This window comes from Chitinophaga sp. 10T418, assembly GCF_056394125.1.
Map to the genome: position 1 here is coordinate 184959 of NZ_JBFTHG010000011.1, position 21854 is coordinate 206812.

21 protein-coding genes are annotated in these 21854 nt (G+C 45.1%); 14 read left to right on the plus strand and 7 right to left on the minus strand.

Annotation, left to right across the window (positions count from 1 at the left end; genetic code table 11):
• Positions 1–19: 19 nt before the first annotated feature.
• Both rpmF and AC1DCV_RS27395 read right to left on the minus strand, forming a co-directional pair.
• Positions 20–214, minus strand: coding sequence for a 50S ribosomal protein L32 (rpmF, locus tag AC1DCV_RS27390; RefSeq protein WP_073079237.1), 195 nt, complete (start codon positions 212–214; stop codon positions 20–22).
• Between the two features lie 12 nt (positions 215–226).
• Complete coding sequence (locus AC1DCV_RS27395) at positions 227–769, minus strand: YceD family protein (RefSeq protein WP_441571842.1); 543 nt, start codon at positions 767–769, stop codon at positions 227–229.
• A gap of 246 nt (positions 770–1015) precedes the next feature.
• On the opposite strand from AC1DCV_RS27395, the gene AC1DCV_RS27400 reads away from it, so the two are divergent.
• Positions 1016–3433: a PAS domain-containing hybrid sensor histidine kinase/response regulator gene (locus AC1DCV_RS27400; RefSeq protein WP_477026171.1), complete on the plus strand. Its 2418-nt coding sequence runs from the start codon at positions 1016–1018 to the stop codon at positions 3431–3433.
• Here AC1DCV_RS27400 and AC1DCV_RS27405 read toward each other — a convergent pair whose 3' ends face one another.
• A complete protein-coding gene (locus AC1DCV_RS27405; protein ID WP_477026172.1) occupies positions 3434–4312 on the minus strand; it encodes a fructosamine kinase family protein in 879 nt (292 codons plus the stop codon). It abuts the gene before it with no gap.
• A gap of 15 nt (positions 4313–4327) precedes the next feature.
• Here AC1DCV_RS27405 and AC1DCV_RS27410 point away from each other — a divergent pair, with 15 nt between their 5' ends.
• Positions 4328–5413, plus strand: a complete 1086-nt coding sequence (locus AC1DCV_RS27410; RefSeq protein WP_477026173.1) for a DUF3810 domain-containing protein — start codon at positions 4328–4330, stop codon at positions 5411–5413.
• A gap of 90 nt (positions 5414–5503) precedes the next feature.
• Here AC1DCV_RS27410 and AC1DCV_RS27415 read toward each other — a convergent pair whose 3' ends face one another.
• Positions 5504–6451, minus strand: coding sequence for an arginase (locus AC1DCV_RS27415; protein WP_477026174.1), 948 nt, complete (start codon positions 6449–6451; stop codon positions 5504–5506).
• 235 nt (positions 6452–6686) lie between these two features.
• Between AC1DCV_RS27415 and AC1DCV_RS27420 the strand changes: the two genes are divergently transcribed.
• The 4 genes from AC1DCV_RS27420 (at position 6687) to AC1DCV_RS27435 (ending at position 10717) form a co-directional block, all read left to right on the plus strand.
• On the plus strand, positions 6687–7826 hold the full coding sequence (locus AC1DCV_RS27420; RefSeq protein ID WP_477026175.1) for an acyl-CoA dehydrogenase: 1140 nt from the start codon (positions 6687–6689) through the stop codon (positions 7824–7826).
• Between the two features lie 114 nt (positions 7827–7940).
• Positions 7941–8630 (plus strand): YggS family pyridoxal phosphate-dependent enzyme, encoded by a 690-nt coding sequence (locus tag AC1DCV_RS27425; RefSeq protein ID WP_477026176.1) that lies wholly within the window; start codon positions 7941–7943, stop codon positions 8628–8630.
• 4 nt (positions 8631–8634) lie between these two features.
• Positions 8635–9885 carry a TlpA disulfide reductase family protein gene (locus tag AC1DCV_RS27430; RefSeq protein ID WP_477026177.1) on the plus strand — a complete coding sequence of 417 codons (1251 nt, stop codon included), beginning with the start codon at positions 8635–8637 and terminating at the stop codon, positions 9883–9885.
• 529 nt (positions 9886–10414) lie between these two features.
• Positions 10415–10717, plus strand: coding sequence for a YtxH domain-containing protein (locus tag AC1DCV_RS27435; RefSeq protein ID WP_441571835.1), 303 nt, complete (start codon positions 10415–10417; stop codon positions 10715–10717).
• Between the two features lie 132 nt (positions 10718–10849).
• Here AC1DCV_RS27435 and AC1DCV_RS27440 read toward each other — a convergent pair whose 3' ends face one another.
• On the minus strand, positions 10850–11581 hold the full coding sequence (locus AC1DCV_RS27440) for an SRPBCC family protein (protein WP_477026178.1): 732 nt from the start codon (positions 11579–11581) through the stop codon (positions 10850–10852).
• A 251-nt stretch (positions 11582–11832) separates the two neighbouring features.
• Between AC1DCV_RS27440 and AC1DCV_RS27445 the strand changes: the two genes are divergently transcribed.
• A complete protein-coding gene (locus AC1DCV_RS27445) occupies positions 11833–12687 on the plus strand; it encodes a 3-keto-disaccharide hydrolase (protein WP_477026179.1) in 855 nt (284 codons plus the stop codon).
• 242 nt (positions 12688–12929) lie between these two features.
• Entirely contained in the window at positions 12930–14150 is a 1221-nt protein-coding gene (locus AC1DCV_RS27450) for a DUF4272 domain-containing protein (protein WP_477026180.1), read from the plus strand.
• Positions 14151–14264: 114 nt separating this feature from the next.
• Here AC1DCV_RS27450 and AC1DCV_RS27455 read toward each other — a convergent pair whose 3' ends face one another.
• Positions 14265–16016, minus strand: coding sequence for a DUF885 domain-containing protein (locus AC1DCV_RS27455; protein WP_477026181.1), 1752 nt, complete (start codon positions 16014–16016; stop codon positions 14265–14267).
• A 197-nt stretch (positions 16017–16213) separates the two neighbouring features.
• Between AC1DCV_RS27455 and AC1DCV_RS27460 the strand changes: the two genes are divergently transcribed.
• Both AC1DCV_RS27460 and AC1DCV_RS27465 read left to right on the plus strand, forming a co-directional pair.
• Complete coding sequence (locus tag AC1DCV_RS27460) at positions 16214–16924, plus strand: RNA ligase family protein (protein ID WP_477026182.1); 711 nt, start codon at positions 16214–16216, stop codon at positions 16922–16924.
• Positions 16893–18011 carry an AAA family ATPase gene (locus AC1DCV_RS27465; RefSeq protein WP_477026183.1) on the plus strand — a complete coding sequence of 373 codons (1119 nt, stop codon included), beginning with the start codon at positions 16893–16895 and terminating at the stop codon, positions 18009–18011. The genes AC1DCV_RS27460 and AC1DCV_RS27465 overlap by 32 nt, the downstream gene beginning before the upstream one ends.
• A gap of 137 nt (positions 18012–18148) precedes the next feature.
• On the opposite strand, the gene dcd is transcribed toward AC1DCV_RS27465, so the two are convergent.
• Entirely contained in the window at positions 18149–18685 is a 537-nt protein-coding gene (gene dcd / locus AC1DCV_RS27470) for a dCTP deaminase (RefSeq protein ID WP_133812153.1), read from the minus strand.
• Positions 18686–18847: 162 nt separating this feature from the next.
• On the opposite strand from dcd, the gene AC1DCV_RS27475 reads away from it, so the two are divergent.
• From AC1DCV_RS27475 to AC1DCV_RS27490, 4 genes are read left to right on the plus strand one after another with little or no spacing between them, the layout of a single operon-like run.
• A complete protein-coding gene (locus tag AC1DCV_RS27475; RefSeq protein WP_477026184.1) occupies positions 18848–19468 on the plus strand; it encodes a 4'-phosphopantetheinyl transferase family protein in 621 nt (206 codons plus the stop codon).
• A 33-nt stretch (positions 19469–19501) separates the two neighbouring features.
• Entirely contained in the window at positions 19502–19996 is a 495-nt protein-coding gene (locus tag AC1DCV_RS27480; RefSeq protein ID WP_477026185.1) for a shikimate kinase, read from the plus strand.
• A 1-nt stretch (position 19997) separates the two neighbouring features.
• Positions 19998–20390, plus strand: coding sequence for a DUF423 domain-containing protein (locus AC1DCV_RS27485; protein WP_477026186.1), 393 nt, complete (start codon positions 19998–20000; stop codon positions 20388–20390).
• A 14-nt stretch (positions 20391–20404) separates the two neighbouring features.
• Positions 20405–21817, plus strand: a complete 1413-nt coding sequence (locus AC1DCV_RS27490) for an alpha/beta hydrolase family protein (protein ID WP_477026187.1) — start codon at positions 20405–20407, stop codon at positions 21815–21817.
• Positions 21818–21854: the final 37 nt, after the last annotated feature.

A 21854-nucleotide genomic window follows, 5' to 3' on the forward strand; every position in this document is an offset into this window, starting at 1 on the left:
GGTAAAAATAGTAAAATAATTATTTAGCTGCACTCTGTTTTTCCAACACTACTTTTCCTTTGTAGTACAGTTTGTTTTCCACCCAATGAGCACGGTGTCTCAGGTGCACTTCACCGGTTGCGCTGTCTGTGCTTAAAGTATCCGCTACCGCCTTATAATGCGTTCTTCTCTTTGCTGATCTTTGCTGAGAATGTCTGCGTTTAGGATTTGGCATTTTATTTAATTTTTAATTGTCCTTAAATTTATCCAATCCTTTCCAGATTGGGTTATCGTTTTCTTTTGCCTGCTGGTTCATTTGTTCCAGCATTTCAATAACTTTCGGATTACACCCGCTTTTGCCATCGGCATTGTCAGGATGTATACGTTGCATTGGAATGCTCAGATGAATGAATTCGTAAATAAAGTCCGCCACGTTTAAATGACTCTCGGTCTTTAATAAATACGATACATCCGGATCTTCTTCGCTACTAGCCAGCTCTTCCGGATTTTCTACCAGCTTAACTATCTGGTTGAAATCATCCCATAACTGCATTTCGAAGGGTTCCCCGCAGCGGTCACATGTAACCGTTGCCTTGCCGCCGATCTCAAATTTCAACAGGAAGAAATTACTCTTCTTGTCCAGGGTAAGATTCACGCTTACCACACAGTTGCTGAAATCCTTCGGCTCTTCAAAATTCTCAAAGAAACTATCTCCGATTGCATACTGAAATGAATGCACCCCTGGATTTAGTCCTACAAAGGCAATATCAAATTCGCGGAGTGGTTTCATATCAATATCCTCACTTTTAGAGGGATGCAAAGGTAATTAAATATTTGCAATTGCAAAAATTTCATAAATTTGTTCACCAACGATATCTTATTTATATATATATTTATATCATAAAATATCAGCCATATTGATGTGTGACATCCAGGCGTGAGGCGCAAAGGTACATAATTCGCGTTTATCTTATGCCTGTTTTTCACAATTCAACGATTAAATTGAAAAGCCATATTCCCCATTCCATAGATAACAATGAAGGCCTTAGGAAGAAACAGTAAGAAAGTAACTGCTACTGATAGTACCGGCATGCCATCAAATGGCGCTCCGGGCATCTTTTCCTTGCCCATAACTGCCTGGCTCAACAGCACCAACGCAGGCATACTGGTGACCGATGAAAAACACCGCTGCATTTGGGTAAATGATATTTTTGCACAATACATGGCCGCCAGCCCGGTCCACCTTTCCTATACCGAGCTAATCCGCTTTTTTAAACCAATGGTAACGGAACCGCTACCCCTGGAGAAAAAAATGAAATCCCTGCGCCGGGAGAAAAAACCCTGGTTTGGCTGGGAAGTACCCTTCCTCAACGGACAAATCTGGGAGATTACTTACCTGCCGGTATTTAACGGCAACGGATTCAGTGGCAGCATCTGGCAGGCGATCGACATCACCCGCCGCCACAACGTACAGGAGGAAATAAGACGAAATGAGGAGAAATTCCGGGTAATCCTGAATAACCTCAACGCCGCCATGTGCGAAACAGACGTAAAAGGCAATATTACCCGCGTTTACGAAAGCTTCTGCCGCCTCTCCGGATACCAGGAGGAAGAACTCATCGGCAGAAACATTACAGACGTTTTTGTGCCGGAAGGGAACCGCGCCTTCGCCCGCGCCCTCCGCAGAAAACGCCTGGAAGAAAATGTACCCCTCGTATACGATATGGAAATAAAGCTGAAAGACGGCTCCTCCCGGTGGATATTGGCCAGTTCCGCCAATATCTACGATCGTAACGGCGCCATCACTGGCGGTGCAGGCATCCATATGGATATCACCCATCAGAAGAAACTGCAGGCAGAGCTGGAAGAAGCCCGTAAACAGGCAGAAGAAGCCCGCCATGCACAGAAAGACTTCCTCGCCAGCATGAGCCACGAAATCAGAACTCCGCTCAACGCAATTATAGGCATGGCACACCTGCTGGAAGAAACCCAGCTCGATGCCCAGCAAACAGAATACGTCAACATCCTGAAACACTCCTCCGGCATACTGCTGGGTATAGTCAGTGACATTCTCGATATTTCCCGGATTGAAGCGGGAGAAATACAAACAAATCAACGCGAATTTAATCTTCGCGAACTGATCCAGTCTTTGCGGCATACCTTTGAACTGAAACTAGGACGACGCCCTGTGAAAATAACCGCCGAGCTGGAGGCCAACCTCAATACCTGGTTGATTGGCGACGATGTGCTATTGAACCAAATACTAATCAATTTGTTAGGAAATGCAGAGAAGTTCACCAACGAAGGTGAAATTGCTATCAAAGCCACACAGGAAAGTTGGCAGGATAACAAGCTCTGGATACGTTTCCGGGTATGCGATACAGGCATAGGTATCAGGAAAGATAAACTGGAGCTCATCTTCCGGAATTATAAACAGGCAGAAGGCGATATCCGCGAAAAGTATGGCGGCACAGGTCTCGGCCTGGCCATCGCTAAACAATTAGTGGAATTTCAGGGTGGTAGCATCGCCGTGGAAGAATTGCCAGGATACAACACCTGCTTTAGTTTCAATATCCCCTTCATGGATAGCCGCCGGCCGCTCACGGCCAATACCGGCAAACTAAGCAGAAAGCTCCTGCAGCGCTCATTTGAAGAGGCCAGAGTACTGGTTGTTGAAGATAACCCGATGAATCTCCGCTACATTATGAGCCTGCTGGAAAAATATAAGATTAACTACCAGCTTGCCACCAATGGACCTGATGCAACTTATTTTCTCGAATCCCGGCAATACGACCTTATCCTCATGGATATCCGTATTCCCGGCATGAACGGACTGGAACTGGCTCAAAAAATCAGGGCAGATGAAGAACAACCCAATGTGGCTACCCCGGTGATAGCCACCACCGCAGTGGCTATGGAAGGTACCGCCACCATGGCCCGGGCAGCAGGAATAACAGACATACTCACAAAACCTTATACGCCAGATCAGCTATTACAGATTTTTAATAAATATCTAAACGAAGACGAAACAGAACTAATAATGGAAGAAGTGCAGAACCTAAGTGGATTCGAGTTCAACAACGATTTGGATGTAAAGTACCTCACAGACCTCTATGAGAGTAATATTTCCTATGCCGCAGACCTGTTTGAAATTTTTATCAGAACTATCCGGGACGAAGTCACCAAACTCAGTATCATGGTGGAACACCATGAATGGGAACAAATGAAATTCCAGGTACACAAACTCAAACCTAACTTTGCCATGGTAGGCCTTACCTGGATCAGTGCCAAAATGCAGGAACTGGAAAACTATCTACGCATCAATCAGGAATTCTACAGCGAGGATATTGCCCGCCTTTTTAAGGAAATACAGGAAGATGTGAACAAATTTTATCCACTCGTGGAAGAAGAATATCACAAGATGCGTGATTTCATAGACACACCCGGTGAATAATCAGTACGACTGCAACACTTCCCGGATGCTGTTGTAGTAATTCCCTCCAAATAATATCATATGCACCATCAAAGGATATAACTGGCAGATGCCTATCCGCTGTTGCCAACCGGGTAACAATGGGTAGGCAGCCTGGTATGCGTAGTAAAATCGGGTGTCAAATCCGCCGAAAAGCCGCGTCATCGCCAGATCCATTTCCCGGTGACCGTAATATACCGCCGGATCAAAAACGCAGGCCTTTCCATTAGCACCTACCATAAAATTACCCGACCATAAATCACCATGCAACAACGCCGGCACTTCTGCCGGGAATAATTGCGGCAACTGCCGGCATAACGATTCCACCTGCTGTACCATCTGTTTGTCCACAATTTGCTGATCATAAGCCATCCTGATAAGCGGCAACAAACGGTTGAACGCATAAAATACAGGCCAGCTGCTGTAAGGTGTATTGTATTGCCTTAAAGTTCCCAGGTAATTAGGCCCCGGATAACCATAGTGAGGCTTCGTAACAAGATGCTGCTTAGCCAGGGAAACAGCGAAATCATCCCAGAAATCAGTAATCGCCTGCCCTTTAGTCAGAAATTCCTGCAACAGATAAGCACGGCCATTTACACTTCCGTAAGCCAGCGGTTTGGGCGTATTCAGCGCCCCGGCCGACTGCAATTCCAGTAAACCGGCATATTCCTGTGCAAACATATCCGGATAACGCTTCGCATCATTCAGCTTCACAAAAAAATATCCCTCGTTGGTGGCTATACGAAAAGATTCATTAATATCGCCCCCATGCACGCTTTTTGCATCATTTATATGTATTTTTACTTTCAATTGTTCGGAAAGCGCCGCACTTAACTGTTTTTGTAGAATTTCATCTATCATGTTCTGCCACATTATATGGAGACAAAAGCCCGGTTTAAAAAGATCATTGTCCGTATTGTACTAACACTTACGGCTATACTGTTGTTAAAAGGATTATTCGCCTGGAGTAACCGCTTCAGCGATTTCTACTTCCATAGGTGGTATGAGTGGAGTAGTTTGGTATTCAGACAAGTAACAGGTATAGTTCCATTTAGTATTGGCGATGTAATATATACTGCCTGGATTATTGGAGGAATATTTTATTTGTTAAAACTATGTTATAAAGTCATTCGCCTCCATTGGGAAGCTGTTGGCTTACAACTCTTAAGGGGCATACATTTTCTCTTATCAGCATACCTGGCCTTCCTGGTGTTATGGGGATACAACTATGAAAGAAACTCTCTGACCATAGATACCGGCCTTGTAACAGGCACTTACAACACACAACAACTTTACCAGCTTTCCGATACTTTACTGCAACTGGTCAACAGGGAAAAAGCCAATACCGGCGATACTATCGGGGTGATGAAGGCAGATACCGCCGGTCTCCCGATCTTTCAGAGAGCCGTGACGGCCTATGACGCCGCCGCCAAAACCTGGCCTGCCCTGCGCTACAAGGCGCCCAGCGTAAAAAAAGCAATATATGGCCACTGGCTGAACTATATCGGTGTTACCGGTTACCTGAATCCCTTTACCAATGAAGCACAGGTAAATACCACTACGCCCGCAGTTTTACAACCATTTATTACCTGCCATGAAATAGCCCATCAGCTTGGATATGCACCGGAAGAAGAAGCAAATTTTGTAGGTTACCTGGCTGCCATCAGTATTCCGGATAGCCATTTCCGTTATGCAGCCAATTTTGATATGTTCATGTATAGCCTAAGACAGCTGGGACAACGCGATACCACCCTCGCTAAAAGCATCTGGAAAAGGGTAGTACCCGGCGTGAAAGCTGATCAAAAAGCCATCATCGACTTTTATGAACCCTATACCGGTAAGGTAGATGAGTATTCGGCCATCCTCTACGACAGATACCTCAAAGCCAATAAACAGGATAAAGGTATCCGCAGCTACAGCGAAGTAACTACCTGGCTGATCGCCTATTTCAAAATAAAATAAAATAAAAACTTCTACGCTTTCATCCCCCGCTTTCATCCCCCCGCTATAATCTAACTGCTAACTGCTAACTGCTAAAAGCTAACAGCTACCTCAGTTCATCATCAGCACATTCACACTCCGCTGTAAAATATTGAATGCAATTTCTGCCATCAGGTTCTCACGATCCAGTGTGGGGTTCACTTCCGTGATTTCAAAACAACAGATCTTACGATGTTGCATGAACTTGGCAATCAGATCTTCCGCCTCACGTTCCCTTAATCCATTGCTGACAGGAGTACCGGTACCCTTGGAAATAGAGGCATCCAGGCTGTCCACGTCAAAGGAAACATAAATATATTCGCAGTCACTCAGATAACGGAACACAGACCGGGAAATATTCTCAGGGCCCTTACGGCGTACCTCACTGGTGGTAATCACCTTCATGCCATATTGTTTGATCAGGTATTCTTCCTCTTTCTCAAAATCCCGAAGGGAGATGAATACAATATCTTCCGGTAATACTTTTGGTGCTATTTTACCTATGTTTTTCAGGGAGTTCCACATTTTGGCAGTGTTCTCATCCAGGTCATGCACCTTACAATCCATATTGTCTTCCGCAATAGCAGTTGCCAGGGGCATACCGTGCATATTACCGGATGGCGTAGTATAAGGAGTATGCAGATCAGCATGGGCATCAATCCAGATCACCCCCAGCTTTGCTTTGGGATGTGCCATTTTTAAACCGGCAATAGTAGCGCCGGCAGTGCTGTGGTCGCCGGAAAGCAATACCGGGAACCAGTTGGCTTTCACCGTTTCACACACGCTTTTGCTGATACGCTCATACATATTGAAGGTGCCTTTGATCCTTTTGGCATAAGGTGACTCAATAGGTTCAAATAACAGCTTATTTTCCGTTTCAATTGCTTCGGTGGGGAAGTGTACAAAAAAGTTGCTCATGAAGTCCAGCGCCGCAATCTTAATCGCATCTACACCTAAACTGGCGCCACGGGTTCCTGCTCCTATTTCTGATTTAACTTCTATTATTTTAATATTCTTCATAAACACATCATTATAGGCAAGCTACAGGATTTTATGTGAATGCCCAAAGCAATGAAACGTATAATGGTGAAAAATTAGCATATAATACCTGAACCAAATCCAATACAGTAGCCTTATTGTAGCGATTTGTTTAATATTTCCCCAATTCTGGTTGACAACGTTGAATTTTAACGGCCCCATTTTTTTAGCTGCTGATTTATAAATAATTTGAGTGGATTATTTTAAAATTATAACCATGGATTTTCAATTGACGGAAGAGCATCTGATGATACAAAAGGCGGCACGTGATTTTGCTATCAACGAGCTGCTACCAGGTGTAATAGAAAGGGATGAACACCAGAAATTTCCTGCGGAGCAGATCAAAAAACTCGGGGAACTCGGTTTTCTGGGCATGATGGTAAGCCCTAAGTACGGAGGAGCAGGCCTGGACGCTATCTCCTATGTACTGGCAATGGAAGAAATCTCCAAGATAGATGCTTCCGCCTCTGTGGTCATGAGTGTAAACAATTCACTGGTATGCTGGGGCCTCGAAACCTTTGGTACAGAAGAACAAAAACAAAAATACCTGGTGCCGCTGGCATCCGGTCAGATTATAGGCGCTTTTATGCTCAGTGAGCCGGAAGCCGGTTCAGACGCCACTTCTCAGCGAACCACTGCAGAAGACAAGGGGGATCATTACCTGCTCAATGGTACCAAAAACTGGATAACCAACGGGAACTCAGCCAGTGTATACCTGGTAATGGCCCAAACGCATCCGGAAAAAGGCAGCAAAGGCATCAATGCCCTGATCGTGGAAAAGAGCATGCCCGGTGTTACCATCGGTGCTAAAGAAAATAAACTCGGCATCCGTGGCAGCGATACACATAGCGTTATGTTCCAGGATGTAGTGGTCCCTAAAGAGAACAGGATAGGAGAGGATGGCTTCGGATTTAAATTTGCCATGAAAACCCTCGCCGGTGGCCGTATTGGTATCGCCTCCCAGGCCTTGGGGATCGCCAGCGGTGCCTATGAACTGGCGCTGAAATACTCCAAGGAAAGAAAAGCCTTCGGTAAAGAAATATCCCAGCACCAGGCCATTCAGTTTAAACTGGCCGACATGGCCACCCGCATAGAGGCCTCCCGCCTATTATGCTTCAAAGCCGCATACGACAAAGATCAGCAAAGAGATTATACCCTCAGCAGCTCTATGGCCAAAGTATTTGCGTCCGAAACTGCCATGTGGGTATCCACAGAAGCCGTTCAGGTACACGGCGGATACGGCTATGTGAAGGAATACCACGTAGAACGCCTCATGCGCGATGCAAAGATCACCCAGATATATGAAGGTACCTCCGAGGTGCAACGTATCGTGATCAGCAGAGCCATACTTGGATAGAATTACGAATTACGGAATTACGAATTACGGGATAATGCAGGAGATAGCAAACGCTGACATCTTCTACATTATCCCGTAATTCGTAATTCCGTAATTCGTAATTATCTTTACCCAATGGCAATTAACTTAGAAGCATACCAACAGGTTCTTTCCCGGCTGAAGCCTTTCAACGCGAAACTGGTAGCAGTTTCCAAAACAAAACCAGTAGCTGATATTGAAGCTTTATATGCAGCAGGACAAAGGATCTTCGGAGAAAATTACGTTCAGGAATTAACCGAAAAACAGGCTGTTTTACCGGCAGATATAGCATGGCATTTTATTGGTCACCTGCAGTCCAATAAAGTGAAATTTATAGCGCCTTTTGTACATACCATTCATGCAGTAGATAGCGTAAAACTGCTGCAGGAAATCAGTAAACAAGCCGCTAAACATGAGCGGATCATTCATTGCCTGCTACAGGTCCATATTGCAGCAGAAGAAACAAAATTTGGGATGGACGAGCAGGAGTTACAGCAACTGCTTCAAACATATACTTCCAATCCATCCTCTTTTGCTTCCGTTCGTATTGCCGGTATGATGGGCATGGCCACCAATACTTCTGATGAAACACAGATCCATAAAGAGTTCCACCAGCTCCACCAATTATTCGGATCCGTTAAAACCACTTACTTTAACAACGAAGCGTACTTTAAAGAACTGTCCATTGGCATGAGCGCCGACTATTCCATAGCCCTGCAGGAAGGGAGTACTATGGTACGTATTGGCAGCCTGCTCTTTGGCGAAAGGAACTATTCACAAATGTAGACTTATGAAGAAATTATGGATCTATTGCCTGGCAGGTATCGGCATGGCCGCCTGCAACAATGGCAACGCCACAAAATTCCTCGCCAATGGTGTGTGGCAGGCAAAACTGCACCGCAATGACGGCGCAGAAATCATTTTCAATTTTGATGTAAAAGAAACCAACGGTAAAACAACACTGCACGTTATCAACGCCACAGATAAGCTGCTGGTAGATGATGTAAAAGTAAACGGAGATTCTGTTTTTATTAAGATGCCGTTCTTCGACTCTGAATTCAAAGCCAGATTAACAACGGATAGTGCACTTGAAGGCCAGTGGATCAGACATCTGGCAGATAAAGATGTAAGTATTCCTTTCACGGCAGTTGCCGGTAAGGCAGAACGCTTTAAGGTAAATACACCCGCCGCCGGAGACGTGACCGGCCGTTGGGTAACACAGTTCGTGTCCACAAAAGATAAAGACAAGACACCTTCTACAGCTATCGGTGAGTTTAAGCAATCCGGTAACATCGTGCACGGTACTTTCCTCACCACCACCGGTGATTACCGCTTTCTGGATGGGGTAGTGGATGGCGATACCCTCCGGCTGTCTACCTTTGATGGCTCCCACGCGTACCTGTTCACCGCAGTAGTGGGGAAAGACAGTCTTACCAATGGCCGCTTTTATGCCGGCATCGGTGATGGTCTCGAAAACTGGTCAGCTGTGAAAAATGATACCGCTGCATTACCCGATGAAAGAACCATTGCTACTATGAAACCCGGTCAGCAACAACTGGACTTCTCTTTCCCTGACCTGGACGGGCGGAAAATAAGTATCAAAGACGACCGCTTCAAAAATAAAGTAGTGATCATTACACTCATGGGTTCCTGGTGTCCTAACTGTATGGACGAAACCGGCTTCCTGACCACCTGGCACGAGAAAAATAAAAACCGTGGTGTAGAAGTAATAGGACTGGCTTATGAACGCACCACTGATTTTGAGAAATCAAAGAAAAGTCTTCAAGGCTTCCTGAAACGCTTTGATGTGCAGTATCCTGTGCTGATTACCGGTGTAACGCCTGCTGATCCGGAAAAGGGCGAAAAAACCTTGCCACAGCTTACCGGTATCAAAGGTTTCCCTACCACGATTTTCATAAATAAGAAAGGAAACGTACAGGAAGTACATACTGGTTTCTCCGGCCCCGGTACAGGAGAACATTACGAGCAGTTCCAGGCCGATTTCAATCGCCTTGTTTCAGGGATGCTGGACGCAAAATAAAGGCAGCAGGTACCCCAAAATGGGAATTTAGGGTGATTGATGTTATTCACATATTTCGGCTAAAATGGTATCAGACTACTAATATTTAATAATTATATAATATTATTGCAAAACAGGTAAATCCTCTCTGGTATTTCATTTCCGGGGAGGATTTACTTTTTAATAAAATTTATTATTTCATTTCTTTCAATAAAGTTTGAAAAATACCAGAATGTAATTATTTTACTGCTCCGTTTGACTTTTATAAATTCCATTATCTAATACGCTTATCTTATCCACCTGCCGGGGCAATATCAATTCTGATGTTGTCCTGGATAGCGTCTCCTCGATGTTTTACGTTAATGAAACTTATCTTTTGACTTCTTTTAATAGCAGGTGGTTTTCTTTCTCTCTTTCTGACAATAACATTTCTTTAAGATGCAATTGTGTTTTCAGGGTTTTACTGGCCTGATATTTGAAAATTTTGGTTGTAAGTGTGAATTAAACCATGCACCCGAATCATTTGTTAAACCATAAAAATCCAGTAATTATGTCTACAACGAAATTTTTAGCAGGCGCTATAGCCGGGTTAACTACCGGATTGGTAATCGGATTACTGACAGCACCGGATAGTGGCGATAGAACCCGCAAAAAAATCAAAAGCAAAGCCGATGACTGGCGCCATAAAATCAATGGTTTGGTAGGACAGGGAGGAGAAGATTTATCGGAACTGAAAGGAGTTTTCGAACATGAGATCAGCGGTTTACAGGATGATGTTCGCGAGCGCGTACTAAAACTGATTAACAAAAGCCAGGGTACTTATAACAGATTTAAAAGAGAAGCATTATCATAGGTAGCTGTTAGCCGTTAGCTTTTAGCTATTAGATTTAAGCGAAAAATGCAGAGAAGATGTATCAGGATTTTCCTTTTCATCTTCTCTGCATTTTTCGCTTAAATCTAATAGCTAAAAGCTAACGGCTAACAGCTAGCTAACAATTTCCCCGGTTTCCATATAGTTTTTGAAACGCCGGATATCTTTAACAATCATATTTTCAAATGCGGGATTCAGCAGCCAGGCGAGCCCTGAACCTACATACCCGGCTGGTGGCCGGTAAGTAATCATCACATCTATTTCGGTGCCTCCGTTATGTGTTTCGCGGAAAGTAACTCTTCCCGCTGTGGCGAGAGAGGAGCCTGGTAAGGAACGCCAGCCGATAATTTCTCCCGGGACCTCTTTTACAATTTCCGCATCCCACTCTAATGTACCAATGCCACCGGGACCTTTCACCACCCAATGGGAATGAAACGGATCATTTTCTTCTACAGATTGCAGATGTTTCATGAAAACAGGCAGGTTATTCAACTGACGCCAGAAATAATATACTTCTTCGCGTGGGTTATCAATACTAACGGAAGTTCTGATATTGATAGAAGCAGTATGTCTGTCGGGTTTCCTTTTACCGATAAAACCATTGATCAGGTCATTCCCGCTTATTCCCCTGTAAAGCAGATAACCCGCTCCCAGGAGCTTTAAAAGGCTCGACACGGGGCTTTTATCTACTTTGCTGATGGCATTGCCCACCAGCCACGCACCCGTAAAAATGGATACTATTCTTCCTTCTGGCGTTACATTGATGATGTTGGAACTTTCATATAATGGTCCTGCTTTAGGTTGTTCTGTGTTACGACCGTTTTGTTGTTGTGTTAAGGAATTCATATATACAGTTTGGGGAACTACCAGCGAAAACCCTGCACTTTTATGTAAAAGCAATTAAATAATTGATATTTAGTTAGATAAGTATATGCTTTATCCATACATTCCTGTGGCACATCCGATACGGTGCGTAATTTCTTACACACTTTCGGTCACAAAAATAACCCGGTACCCGGAGAATCAGATGCCAACTGTTATTCAGCTTGCATTTCTCTGTACTATCCTTTATCTTAACCGGTCAAATAAAAGAACATATGAAAAAAGTATTGACCGCGTTATTAGTAATGGCCGCTCTCCACAGCTCCGCCCAAAAAGAAGTGGCCCCCAACAAATGGCTGAAACTCTTTAACGGCAAAGATCTCACCGGATGGGACGTAAAAATAACCGGACATGACCTCAACGATAACTTTGGTAATACCTTTCGGGTAGACAGCGGCATGATGAAAGTAAGCTATGATCATTATGACGAGTTCAAAGAACAATATGGTCACATCTTCTATAAAAAGAATTTCTCTGCTTACCTGATTGTAGTGGAATATAAATTCACCGGCGAACAGGTGAAAGGCGGGCCAGGTTGGGCGTACCGCAACAGTGGTATCATGCTCCACGGACAAACTGCCGCCAGCATGACCAAAGATCAGAACTTCCCGATTTCACTGGAAGACCAGTTACTCGGTGGTAATGGAAAAGATGACCGCTCTACTTCCAACCTCTGTACACCCGGTACCAACGTGGTAATGAATGGTAAACTGATTACAGATCATTGTATCAGCTCTACTTCCAAAACCTATCATGGTGATGTATGGGTACATGCAGAAGCCCTGGTATTGCGGGATTCTGTGATTAAACATATTGTGGATCAGGATACCGTTTTTGTATACAATAAGCCGCAGGTAGGCGGTGGCGCAGTGTCACACGCTAACCCCGCTCTGTTGCAGGAAGGTCGGTTGTTAACAGAAGGATCTATCTCCCTGCAAAGCGAAAGCCATCCGGTAGCTTTTAGAAAGGTGGAACTGTTTGACCTGTCTCCCTACATCAATGATCCAGTTAAGCTGAATAAAATCCTTTATCTGCTGCAGCATCGTGCGGATGCGAAAAAGGGGAAATAATACTGCCATGATGTCGATGGGGCCTTGGTGGTCTTGGAGGTCTGGGTGGCAAACAACTGGCCGCCAGCAATAACGCACAGATAGCCAGGACTGGCAAGGTTCTTCTTTTCATAATCAACTTTGTTTATGCTTCATGAAATGGGGCGTTTCCGCAAACAGTTTTCCTGATTTATGGAAATAAGGCAAATCCGATACCATTTTTGGCTGCTTTAGGCTACCTTTGGCCCCTCGAAAAAAACAGCATGGAAAATTGTACCCTCTATACGCACGAGATAGACATGGAGAAAGTGCTGACCCGCATGCGGGCGCACTTCGGAGAAAAGGCAGTAAAGGTAACAGGACCGGATCATCACTGGGAGCAGTTAACCATCACATCTGGAAAAAAATTGCTGCGTAAAGGCAATACCCTTACCATCAGCTACCGCCAACGGGCCATACCAGGCTATCAGCTGGTACGGAACGATGACCCGGTGACCATCAACCTGCTCGGTATGCACGCTTTTGTGCAACAACTGCCGGCAGATAACCCTGCACTGCAGGAACTGTTACTGGCCAAAGTAGCGACTCTCAACACCGAAGTAATCATCCTGGCAGAACCCTCCTTTAACGGCGACCTCAGAGCTGCCATCATGGAACTGGCGCAAGAACTGGATGGTATCTTCTTCTGTGAAAATAACTTCATCTTCAAAACAGATGTACAGGGCTTCTGGGATAAAACCGGTGCACTGTTACTCGATGTAAACGGACATTCAACTGCCACTAATCTGACGGTTAATATCCAGTCTGTTTATTTCGATAGCCAGGAAACACCCTCTAACGCAGCTACCGGCAGAAAACAACGCAACATACAGTTGCTGCAGGACATGAATGTAAAGACGTCCGCCAGCCTGCCGGTTATCACTGATGAAAACCAGGTAACACTCCGTTCAACAGCCGAAGTAGCACAACGCGTAGCCATACTCGCCGCCGTTAATACCGTAGCTTTCGGCTATCTCGAAGGTCCCGCTGTAATCAACTATCTGCAGCAACATCAGCTCTGGGATAATACCACGGACGCAGAAAAAGCGTTCCTTGAAAATCCAACAGACGCCCTCAAAACAAGTGAAACCTGGAAGTGTGAAGATATCTGGGTACTGTTGTGGGCATTGAAAAAAGTGCCTTCACTGGGAGAAATGGATGCACTCTGCAACCTGGACATGGTACCAGAAGACGCTTTCCCATTCAAAGGATTAACTTCCGATCCCGCAGTATTTTTAGCTGCTGCGACTGAATTACGTACGGCTACCGAAATACTGGATGCCAACGATCTGTACTACCGCGCACACTGGAGCTGTGTAGATGCCCGCCTGAAAGGAGAAAAAGAACCATTGCCTCCGGGAATCGTATACGAAAGACATTACGCATTGAACTGGCTCATCAACTACAGAAATCAGCTGTGGGATGATGTAACCTGCGATACTTGAGCTTTTAGCCGTTAGCTTTTAGCTATTAGCAAAATGCAGCGAAGAACATAATATATGTTTGTCTTCGCTGCATTTTTCGCTTAAATCTAATAGCTAATAGCTAACGGCTAAAAGCTATTTCAGCATCAATTGCGATATATATTTCACCGGCGCACTGCCATAGCTCAGGAATTTTTCATTGAATGCTTTCAGACGATAGTCTTTGCCCTGCTGCTTTTTATAAGCTTCGCGCAGATTTATAATTTCTTTATAGCCTGTAAAATAACTGGTTAGCTGCACGCTGCTCACACTCACCCTCTTCCATTTTCCTTCTGCTTCAGCTGCCTGCTGAAATGCTTCTCTGGTCAATAAATGGATGGCATCTTCCTTACTCATGTCTTTTACATGTACACTATAATCCAGGATAGTATTGCATACGGCGCGTAGATTCCATTTGTACCACATCAGCCACATCTCAGGAGCATCATTGCCATAGCCGTTTTCCAGCATCATTTGCTCAGTATATACAGCCCATCCTTCAATCATGGCGCCATTGCTGAGCAGCGATTTAATCATGCTCGGTGATTGATTGGCGTATACCAGTTGTGTATAATGTCCGGGGATGGCTTCGTGGATATCCAGTATCTGCAGTATATACTGATTGTATTCACGCAGATAACTTTCTGCTTTATCCTTTGGCCATCCTTCCAAACCACCAACATTATAATAGGTGTTGCCGCCCTTGTCGTAGGGGCCGGGTGCACTGATAGAAGCGCCTGCGACACCAGCCATGTAGGCCGGTTCTTTGCGTACTACCAAAGGTTTGGTAGGATCAATATACAGCAGGTCTTTTTCTTTGATAAAAGCAATGAGTGCAGGTAATTGTTTTTCAATGGCAGATTGGAATTCTTCCGGTTTAACATGTTGCACCGAAAGGGTATCTATCATACGACCCACCAGTTCCAGCGAATCCACCGGCATAGGGGCATTCCTAAAGTATTTAGGCCACAGCTGCCGGCTGATTTTTGCCATCTCGCCGTGAACAAAGTTCTTGCGGGCAATAGCAGAATCGTAGATCTGTGCGGCTGAATAGGAAGATTGTATATCGAAGGCAAACTTCTGATCATATAAGGTTTTGCCTAAGCGGAAACTGCGCGGATGGGCAGGTTGCAGCGCTTTTAACCAATCGGCATATTCCCGGATTGCTTTTGCCGCCAGCTTTGCATTGGTCATCATCACAGCCTGTTCTGCTGCCGGAATAGCTGTTTTCTTCAGGGAATCGGCAAAGTCTTTTTCAAAAACAGATAAGCCACCATTGTTCTGATCTATTGCCAGTAACCGCAGTTCCGGAACAGGATCTTTGATTTGTTTTTTAGCAGCTTCATAATAAGCCGGCACCTGTTGTAACCTGCTGGCAAAGCTGCGTAGCCTGGATTCCAGTGGCGCATAATTTTCATTTAATATAAATGCAAAAGTGTTGCTCACATTAAAGGAAGAGGGATCCCACTCATGGCCCTTTTGTTCATTAATAGCCCATTGTACCGACTGTAAGTAGTTTTGTATCAGCTGGTAATCAATTTTGTTGGCATCATTCAATGCGGTGAGGTCAAATGCTTTCAGCGAATCCATCTGTTGTTTTGCGAAGGCCAGTTTTGCCTGTGCGGCCGCACTATCCGGCACAATCAGTATGGAATCGTAGTTGTGATAACCTACACTGGTAGCCCAGTCCGGATCTGCTTTCCATAGTGCCTCAATGAATTGTGTTTCATAATGACTAAATGCATTGTTCAGTGTACTGTCGGTACCACTGGTTTTACTACCGCTGCCGCTGTTGTTACAGGCAGCCATAGCTGCTAAGGCGGTGGCATAGAGGAAAAATTTTCTCATGGCTATAGATGGTTGTTGTTGTTTCAAAAGCCCTCGTAATATACTATTAAATTATTTTCTTTATTTTGCAACTCATTAATTAAAAACAGCAAACACTTTGCGCCATGTAATGTCACAGGCATATTAACATCATTCCTTTCGCCGTTCCTTCCTGGAACCGGCCTGTGATTTTATTGTTTAATTTAAACTCCGATAACATGGCAATTTCTCAGAAATATGGCCGTACCTGGCATTATCCGTTTTCGCCCGGGACCAGCAGCGATGACCGTATTCAATATGAATACTGGCAACAGCTGCAACGGATTCCTGTGTTGATTCATACGGAAAAACTGGACGGTGAAAATAATTGTCTTTCCCGCCATGGTGTATTTGCGCGCTCACATGCAGCGCCCACAACATCCGCGTGGACAGCAAGCATCCGCCGTTACTGGCAAAGTATAAAGAATGACCTCGGCGACCTGGAAATCTTCCTGGAAAATCTGTACGCGGTACATTCTATTGAATATAGAAACCTGGATCATCATTTCTATGTATTTGGTATCCGGGAAGGTAACCGCTGGCTCAGTTGGGAGGAAACACATTTTTATGCCGCCATGCTGGACCTGCCGGTAGTACCGGAAATTAAGTGTATAACGCCTCCGGCTACACGCAGTGAATTTGAACAGGATACTTTATCGCTCGTCTGCGGCAGAGGGACTTTTGAACCACATGATGTGCATACCGGTTTCCCGGCCACCATCGAGGGAATTGTTTCCCGTAATGCCGCAGGTTATGCGGTCAGTGATTTTGCAGACAATGTGTTTAAGTATGTCCGCAAAGGACATGTAAAAACAGACCAGCACTGGACCCGTCACTGGCGCCGTGCAAGGCTAAATAATGAAGGAGGTAACTATGTGGCAGCTCAGTGAAAATAAATCGTGGGAGTGGCTGGAACAAATCTTTGAATGGGTACGTGTGATGAAGGAAGTACCGCAGGATGTACGCTACCATGCAGAGGGCAATGTAGCCATACATACGCAGATGGTACTGGAGGCCCTGGTGCAGCTGCCTGAATATGCGGCATTGTCATCCGCTGACCAGGAACTGTTGTGGGCGGCAGCGCTGCTGCATGATGTGGAAAAGTATAGCACTACGGTAACGGAGCCGGACGGGCGTATCACTTCTGCGGGCCATGCCCGCAAAGGAGAGGGGCGTGCCCGGCAAATCCTTTACCGGGAGGTGCCTGCACCTTTTGCCATACGGGAGCAGATCGCCAAACTTGTCAGATATCACGGCCTTCCTTTGTGGGTATTCGAAAAACCGGATCCGCAGAGAGCTGTGATCATCGCCAGTCTGGAGGTGAATACACAACTCCTGGCCATGCTGGCCCGCGCCGATGCGTTGGGTCGGATCTGTGCCGATCAGGCCGATCTGTTATACCGGGTGGATTGCTTTGAAGAGCTATGCCGGGAGCATCATTGCTGGGGACAGCCCCGTGCTTTTGCCACGCCGCAGGCGCGGATGTACTACTTGCAGAAGATGGATCGCACAGCGGATTATGTGCCTTTTGAACAGCCGCAAACGCCCGTGGTCATGATGAGCGGCCTGCCGGGAGCTGGCAAGGATACCTATGTGCAGCGACATTATCAGCAGTGGCCGGTTATCTCTCTGGATAATATCCGTAAGGAAATGAAAATAAGTCCGACAGATAAAAGCGGCAATGGGGTGGTGATTCAGGCAGCCAAGGAACAGGCCCGTGTGTATTTGCGTAACCGGCAACCCTTTGTATGGAACGCCACCAATATTACCCGTCAGATGAGAGAACAGCTGATCAGTCTTTTTACGACCTATGATGCAGCGGTAACGATTGTGTATGTGGAAGTACCGGCGGAGAAACTGTTGCAACAGAACCGGCAGCGGGAAGAGATCGTGCCACAGGCAGCAATGGAGCGCCTGATCAGTAAACTGGAAGTCCCCACGCTCGCGGAAGCCCACTTTGTTGAGCTGAAGGCATAAGGCGGAAACCTATAGAAGCAAATGAAACAGTCATTAAAAAAATAGCTTTTAGCATTTTAGTAAATGTTGCAAATGATGTACATAACATCAACTTCGCTGCATTTGCTAAAAGCTAAAAGCTAATGGCTAAAAGCTACTTAAAATTCATTTCGCCACATCATGCTCTCCACGGGCTTAATCGTGCGACCATTATATTTGGCATTACCTTTTTTATTGTAAAGAATTTCTACTTCGCCTTCTACCACAAAGTAGATCAGCTGGCCAATAGGCATGCCTGCGTATATGCGTACAGGTTGGGCACAGGAAATTTCCAGTGTCCAGGTATTGCAGAAACCAACATCCCCTTTACCGGCAGTAGCATGAATATCTATTCCTAAACGGCCCGTGCTGGACTTGCCTTCCAGGAAAGGAACATGTGCATGTGTTTCGGTATATTCTTCCGTTACGCCCAGGTACAGGGTACCGGGTTGTAAAACAAATCCTTCTTCCGGTATTTCAAAATGTTCAATTTCATTGTGTTTGCGAGCATCCAGTACACGGTCTTTGTAGGTGGCCAGGTATTTACCCAGGTGCACGTCGTAAGAATTAGTACCCAGGAATTTCCGGTCATAGGGAGCAATGACGATAGTGCCTTTTTCAATTTCCTCCAGTATCCGTTTGTCTGACAGAATCATGCTTAGGTTCGTTTAGTTTTAGTGAGCTGTATTTTGAATAAAGCAAAAAGCTGAAAGCAAAAAGCTTTCCGCTGGTTTCATGAGTAGTTTTGCTTTCAGCTTTATGCTTTCAGCTCCTACAAATGCTGTTTTTTATGCTTTTTTGCTTTAATTTGGCAAGATATGCCATTAATACGAACGATACAAATAGAACCGGAAACGAGACTGGGTGTATGGAAGATAACAGAGGACGAAGCTTTTTTCCGGGAGAAGGTAAACATCAGCCCGTCGATTCATCATCCGCATAAGCGCCTGCAGCACTTTGCGGGCAGATACCTGCTAGTGACACTTTTTCCGGACTTTCCGATCCATAAGATTACCGTGAACAATAGCCGGAAACCCTTGCTGGCATGTGGTAGCTACCATTTTTCTATCTCGCATTGCGGGGATTATGCGGCGGCTATTGTAAGCACCAAAGCAGCGGTAGGCATAGATATTGAAGAGGTGAGAGAAAAAATAGAACTGGTATCGCATAAGTTCCTGTCACCGGCCGAAAGATCGTTTATAGATCCGGCACATGAACTGTCACATAAAACAATCTGCTGGAGCGCCAAAGAAGCCATGTTCAAGTGGTATGGACTGGGAAGCGTTGATTTTAAAGAGAATATGCGGTTACATCCCTTTGTTTATCAGCAGGCAGGTTTCATAACCGCCGATTTTAACAAACAGGATACAAATACGCGGTTATATTTGCAATATATTATGGAAAATGACCTATGCCTGGCATGGACTCATCCTGCGTGAGGAAAGAATTTTTTAAGCACTGTTGCGTTATTTATGAAAATATATTTACTCGGTTTTATGGGTGCCGGAAAATCCTATTGGGGTAAACAACTGGCAGATCATCTGAACCTTCCCTACTATGATCTCGATGAAGTGATTGTAGAAGCAGAAGAAATGGCGATTGCAGATATTTTTTCATCCAAAGGAGAAGATTATTTCCGGGACAGGGAAAGTAAACTGCTCCGTGAATTATCTGAACAGGAAAACTTCCTGATCTCCTGTGGCGGCGGTACACCCTGTTTTCAGGAGAATATGGATTTCATGAATGAACATGGTACGACCATCTGGATCAATCCTTCGCTGGAAGCTATGGTGGAAAGACTGCAACGTAAAAAATTCAAGCGTCCGCTGATCGCAGACCTGGAAGACGATGACCTGATCGGATTTGTGGAAAAGAAAATGGCGGAACGCCTGCCTTTTTACCAGCAATCCAGGCATATAATTTCATCGGATAATATTTCATTGGATACCTTTACGCAAAATTTATAGCATGCATAAAAGTTTTTTGGTTTGGGCGGCGATATTTGGTGCATTAGCAGTCATCTTAGGTGCATTTGGTGCGCATAAGCTGAAAGAACTGGTGCCGGCAGATACCGTATCTACTTTTCAGACAGGCGTTACTTATCAGTTCTATCACGTATTTGCTTTAATTGCTACTGGTATTCTTTTTGCCCAGATCCCCGGTGCTCACCTGGAGTGGGCAGGCAGGTGTTTTATTATCGGTATCATTTTATTTTCCGGTTCCCTTTACGCCATGACCATGCTCAAAATGACGGGCAACGTGGGTTTAAGAGGAATTGGTATTGTTACACCTATTGGTGGTGTATTCTTCATAGCAGGCTGGGTGAGCCTTCTGCTGGGTGTTTTAAAATTAAAAGCATAAAGAGGAACTCGTATATGTATAAAGGTTTTTGGGTGTTGCTGCTGGGCGTGCTGGTGGGTTCAATGGCGATGGCACAGGATAATTCCGGTATTGCCGGCAAATGGTACGGTACCCTGAAACGTTACTATGGCGATAAATATCGCATGGTGGTGCAGCTGGAAAAAGATGGAGCCGGCGGATATAAGGGGCGTATCGAATTACCCGATCTGGCGGATGCCGAAACGTTTGAACTGGAAACGGTCGTTTACCGGAAAGACACCCTGCTCCTGCGCATAGATGAAGTCAGATTTGCATATACCGGGGTATGGGATCCTGCCACGCAACAGTTCAAAGGAATTTCCACCTTTGGCGGTGATGAGAATCCGGTAGATCTGGGTCGTAAGGAAATCACCAAGGCAGAACTGTATAAAAGGCCACAGGAACCAAAACCTCCTTACCCTTATTACACAGAAGAAGTCAGGTTTAATAATATAAAAGACAGCGTTTCCCTTGCAGGTACCTTTACCCGTCCTGCCGCCAACGGCAGATACCCGGTAGTGGTGATGATCAGCGGATCCGGCCCCCAGAACAGGGATGAGGAAATAGCAGGTCATAAGCTGTTCCTGGTGCTGGCAGATTATTTTGCCCGGAACGGCATTGCTTCGCTGCGGTTCGATGACCGGGGCGTAGGCAAGTCTACCGGTGATTACTATGCAGCTACTGTCAATGATTTTGCACATGATGTGAGTACCAGTATGGCCTACCTGAAAAAGAGAAGAGATGTGGATCCGCTAACCGTTGGTTTGCTGGGACACAGTGAGGGTGGAATCGTAGCACAGATCGTAGCGGCAAACAATCCAGGAGTGGCTTTTGTAATATCCATGGCAGGCGTGGGATTAACCGGCCGCCAACTGATAGATCAGCAAATGGCGATCAAACAAAGTATGGCAGGTAAATCCGACAGCTTTATCCTGGCAGACCGGCAACGTATGAAGCCTTATTGGGACCTGCTGGCGAGCGATAGCAGTATGGCTGTCATCAGACCCAAAGCGGAAAAAATCATCAGAGAATTATACCGTAGCTCTGATGAATCCGTGAAAAAAGAAATGACGGCAGAAGATATGGTGAACAATGCCAGTCTGAGCCCGGAAGCAATTTCAATTTTGAAATACAATCCATTAACGTACCTTAAACAGATCAAATGTCCGTTTATGGCGATTAACGGAACACAAGATATACAGGTGGATGCTACCACAAATCTGAATGCTATTGAACGTGCATTAACCGAAAATGGAAATTTGCTGGTGACAATCCGTAAGTTTGATGGATTGAACCATTTGTTCCAACGTTGTAAAACATGTACAGCAAACGAATACGGAGAGCTGGAACAAACCATTGATCCCCTGGTACCCGAATTTATAGCACACTGGATTTTACAGTTGCCATAGTTCACCAGGAAGTCCCAAATCTGAAGTTATATAGCTG

What these genes read in the sequence shown, in the direction of transcription:
- AC1DCV_RS27410 (WP_477026173.1), top strand. Translation starts at nt 4,328, where the DNA reads ATGGAGACAAAAGCCCGGTTTAAAAAGATCATTGTCCGTATTGTACTA.
- rpmF (WP_073079237.1), bottom strand. Translation starts at nt 214, where the DNA reads ATGCCAAATCCTAAACGCAGACATTCTCAGCAAAGATCAGCAAAGAGA.
- AC1DCV_RS27430 (WP_477026177.1), top strand. Translation starts at nt 8,635, where the DNA reads ATGAAGAAATTATGGATCTATTGCCTGGCAGGTATCGGCATGGCCGCC.
- AC1DCV_RS27415 (WP_477026174.1), bottom strand. Translation starts at nt 6,451, where the DNA reads ATGAAGAATATTAAAATAATAGAAGTTAAATCAGAAATAGGAGCAGGA.
- AC1DCV_RS27450 (WP_477026180.1), top strand. Translation starts at nt 12,930, where the DNA reads ATGGAAAATTGTACCCTCTATACGCACGAGATAGACATGGAGAAAGTG.
- AC1DCV_RS27420 (WP_477026175.1), top strand. Translation starts at nt 6,687, where the DNA reads ATGGATTTTCAATTGACGGAAGAGCATCTGATGATACAAAAGGCGGCA.
- AC1DCV_RS27440 (WP_477026178.1), bottom strand. Translation starts at nt 11,581, where the DNA reads ATGAATTCCTTAACACAACAACAAAACGGTCGTAACACAGAACAACCT.
- AC1DCV_RS27405 (WP_477026172.1), bottom strand. Translation starts at nt 4,312, where the DNA reads ATGATAGATGAAATTCTACAAAAACAGTTAAGTGCGGCGCTTTCCGAA.
- AC1DCV_RS27455 (WP_477026181.1), bottom strand. Translation starts at nt 16,016, where the DNA reads ATGAGAAAATTTTTCCTCTATGCCACCGCCTTAGCAGCTATGGCTGCC.
- AC1DCV_RS27445 (WP_477026179.1), top strand. Translation starts at nt 11,833, where the DNA reads ATGAAAAAAGTATTGACCGCGTTATTAGTAATGGCCGCTCTCCACAGC.
- AC1DCV_RS27460 (WP_477026182.1), top strand. Translation starts at nt 16,214, where the DNA reads ATGGCAATTTCTCAGAAATATGGCCGTACCTGGCATTATCCGTTTTCG.
- AC1DCV_RS27435 (WP_441571835.1), top strand. Translation starts at nt 10,415, where the DNA reads ATGTCTACAACGAAATTTTTAGCAGGCGCTATAGCCGGGTTAACTACC.
- AC1DCV_RS27485 (WP_477026186.1), top strand. Translation starts at nt 19,998, where the DNA reads ATGCATAAAAGTTTTTTGGTTTGGGCGGCGATATTTGGTGCATTAGCA.
- AC1DCV_RS27425 (WP_477026176.1), top strand. Translation starts at nt 7,941, where the DNA reads ATGGCAATTAACTTAGAAGCATACCAACAGGTTCTTTCCCGGCTGAAG.
- AC1DCV_RS27490 (WP_477026187.1), top strand. Translation starts at nt 20,405, where the DNA reads ATGTATAAAGGTTTTTGGGTGTTGCTGCTGGGCGTGCTGGTGGGTTCA.
- AC1DCV_RS27475 (WP_477026184.1), top strand. Translation starts at nt 18,848, where the DNA reads ATGCCATTAATACGAACGATACAAATAGAACCGGAAACGAGACTGGGT.
- dcd (WP_133812153.1), bottom strand. Translation starts at nt 18,685, where the DNA reads ATGATTCTGTCAGACAAACGGATACTGGAGGAAATTGAAAAAGGCACT.
- AC1DCV_RS27480 (WP_477026185.1), top strand. Translation starts at nt 19,502, where the DNA reads ATGAAAATATATTTACTCGGTTTTATGGGTGCCGGAAAATCCTATTGG.
- AC1DCV_RS27400 (WP_477026171.1), top strand. Translation starts at nt 1,016, where the DNA reads ATGAAGGCCTTAGGAAGAAACAGTAAGAAAGTAACTGCTACTGATAGT.
- AC1DCV_RS27465 (WP_477026183.1), top strand. Translation starts at nt 16,893, where the DNA reads ATGAAGGAGGTAACTATGTGGCAGCTCAGTGAAAATAAATCGTGGGAG.
- AC1DCV_RS27395 (WP_441571842.1), bottom strand. Translation starts at nt 769, where the DNA reads ATGAAACCACTCCGCGAATTTGATATTGCCTTTGTAGGACTAAATCCA.